This is a genomic window from Limnobacter sp. MED105 (genome assembly GCF_000170915.1).
Taxonomy (GTDB): Bacteria; Pseudomonadota; Gammaproteobacteria; order Burkholderiales; family Burkholderiaceae_B; genus Limnobacter.
The window spans coordinates 1-2837 of the sequence record NZ_ABCT01000038.1; the positions used below are offsets into that span (position 1 = coordinate 1).

At 54.0% G+C, this 2837-nt stretch carries 2 protein-coding genes and 1 pseudogene; all 3 read left to right on the top strand.

Annotated elements, in window-relative coordinates; all coding sequences use genetic code 11:
- Positions 1-939 (top strand): annotated as a pseudogene (locus LMED105_RS16965) (hypothetical protein); the annotation flags it as partial.
- A 16-nt stretch (positions 940-955) separates the two neighbouring features.
- A complete protein-coding gene (gene pilO2 / locus LMED105_RS15810; RefSeq protein WP_008253336.1) occupies positions 956-2245 on the top strand; it encodes a type 4b pilus protein PilO2 in 1290 nt (429 codons plus the stop codon).
- Positions 2235-2768 (top strand): hypothetical protein, encoded by a 534-nt coding sequence (locus LMED105_RS15815; RefSeq protein ID WP_008253338.1) that lies wholly within the window; start codon positions 2235-2237, stop codon positions 2766-2768. Before pilO2 ends, LMED105_RS15815 begins: the two co-directional genes overlap by 11 nt.
- Positions 2769-2837 lie beyond the last annotated feature (69 nt).

Here is a 2837-nt window from a genome sequence, read left to right on the forward strand (position 1 = left end):
ATACTGGAGGTGATCAACCGCATGGTCGCCTCGGTGCCCGGTTCGGAAGTGATTGTTGCCGAGGGAACCGGCCGTGTGATGGTGAAAACAAGCAGAGACATGCAAACCCAGGTTCGCGATTTGATCCGTGCCGAGAATGCAAACATGCTGAAACAAGTGCATGTACAGCTTGATATTTACTCAGTGATGTCCAAGAAAGACGACCAGCAAGGCGTGAGCTGGGATGTATTTTTCCGAAGCCTTTCCCAGCGCTATGGCATTGGCGTGCTCTCGCCCGATTCGTTGGTAGCACCTGAAGCAGGCCTGATTGCACTGACCATTCCTGAAGCCTTGCAAGGCTTCATTCCCGGCCAGGGCACACCCAACAGCCAAACCAATCAACGCTTTGGTGCCAGCTCGGCCATTGTGCAAGCCTTGAATGAAATTGGCGACAATGTGCAACACCGCCCTATTTCGCTGGTGGCCTTGAACCGGCAGTGGGCCCGCAAAGCACGCCTGACCACCACGGGCTATTTGTCAGAAACCAAGCCTGCCTCATCCGGTGCTTTGGGCGGCGGCACAGGTGTGCCTGGTTTGACCACCGATGAAATTACAACGGGCGATCAGTTTGCCGCCATGCCTTTCATTCTGGACAACAACACCATCATGCTGAAGATGGGCATCAGTTTGTCTGACCTCACCAGCCTGCTTGAAATTACCACCGGTACTGGCGAAACCCTGCAACGGGTTCAAACACCCAACACCAGCAGCATTTCTGACCAGTACACTATTGCACTTCGCCCAGGTGAAGTGATGGCCATTACAGGCCTGTCACGCGATGTATCCGGTTTCACAGAGCGCAAGCTGACTGAACAGGCCCCACTGCTGGCCGGTGGCTCGCGCAACTTGTCCACCATGCGAGAGAACTTCATCGTTCTGGTTCGCGCGGTGGTGCTGTAAAGCACGGGGACGCACCATGGCTGAGCAGTCTGCAGTAGTTCATCAGCTGGGGAAGAAAGCCTACATTGCCGGCTTGAACTGGCAGCCACTGGCGCGTTCAAGCTACAGCAAGCGCATTGCCGACATTCGCGAATATGCCGACCGCATTGATGCCACCAAGCATATTTTGCTCAAGGGGCATCAAAACGAATACCTGGGCCTTTACAACTTTGACCCGGATATCTCGGATGAGGAACGTACCGGGCAGGTGTACAGCCTGGCGGCCATGTTGGCCACACAGAACGAGCAGGAACACGCGATCTATGCAATTCGCATAGAGGAAGGAAGCAAGAAAGGCCAAATGGCCTTGGTGGTGATTGAACAGGGTGCGCCCACCATGGACATCATCGGCAGCGATGCCGAAGTGGTCAGCACTGTAAATACTTACACCAATGGATCCATTGAAAGCTCGGAATACCATGTGTACAGCAACGCCGCCGAGCTCTTTCCAAGCGCCCTGCCACTCGACATTGCAGCCCGCTTGGGCAACTTCAGCAACAAACACGCGCTGATTGGTTTACCCACCGATTTGATCAAAGCCTCGGCCATGCTGGCCGTGGTGCTGCTACTGGCTGGTGGCGTGTACGGCGGCAATGAGTACCTGGAAGCCAGCGCACGCGAGGCGCGCATGAAGCAGGCGCAGTCAAGCATACAAACCCCGCAGTATTTGAAGAAACTGGCGACCGACCAACGCAGCGTGGGCTTGGCCAACGCCGATGTGATCGAAATGTTGAACCTGTTGAGCGAACAACCATTCATGGCACGCGGCTGGCTGCTGGAAAGCATTCAGTGCAACTTGGGCAAATGCACCAGTGAATGGCAATCGCAAGGCGGCTACACGCAAGAGTTGGTGGGCTTTTTAAGCAACCAGCAAAGCAGCCCCGACCCCAAAGACGTCAATAAACTGAAGTTTTCGTTTTCATACGACATGGCCTCCAGGGGCATTCAGCAACTGCAGGATTTACCCAACAAACAGGAAGCCAGCGAACTGCTTTACCTGGAACAACAAGCCTGGCAAAAGGCCGGCATTCAATTCAAGGTCGACACGCAAGGCCAAACCTGGCCCACTGGCTTCAAGAGCATTCCACCCAATGTGTCGGTGAACCGCCATGCAACTGAAGTCACGGGCAGCCTGACACTCATGAAAGATTTTCTGGACCGATACCCATCCGGAATTTACTGGAATCAGATTTCAATGAAGATTGAACCCAAAAACCTGAATGCCGCTGTGATGGTGACATTGAAGGGAGCACTGTATGCGTATTAATTATTTACTGGGCGGCCTGCTTGCCGCATTGGCCTTGAACGGCCTGCATGCGCAGGAAAATAAAACTGCGGTAACACCGGTTGAGAACATCAAGCTCAACGGAGTGACCGTGCCTTTGAACATCAAAACACTGGCTGAAATTCAAAGGTTGCAAGAAGAACAAGCCATGCGGGAAGAATTACAAGCCGCGCTGAAAATTGGTGGCAGCGTAACAAGCACAGCCAGCAAACCACAAGCAACAGCACCTGCAGCGGTTGCAGCAAGCAAACCGACCGCAGCCCCAGTACGAACCGCAAGCAAACCAGCGCCAACCATTTCAGCCAATACCCTGCTGGGCGTGTATGGCACAAGCGGCGCGATGACTGCCGAAATTCAGACTGCGGCGCGAAGCGTACGCACCCTTCGCGAAGGCGAACAGCTTGGCAAATTCAATATCAAGAGAATCACCCAAAACGGACTTGAACTGGTCGCAAGCAACGGCAATACGCAGCACGTCTCCGTGGGTGCGCAAGTGAGGTTTTGATCATGAAAAGAGACCCGGCACTGAATGTGTTGGCCACGCAGGCGGAGAAGTCACTGAAGGTGAAAAGCT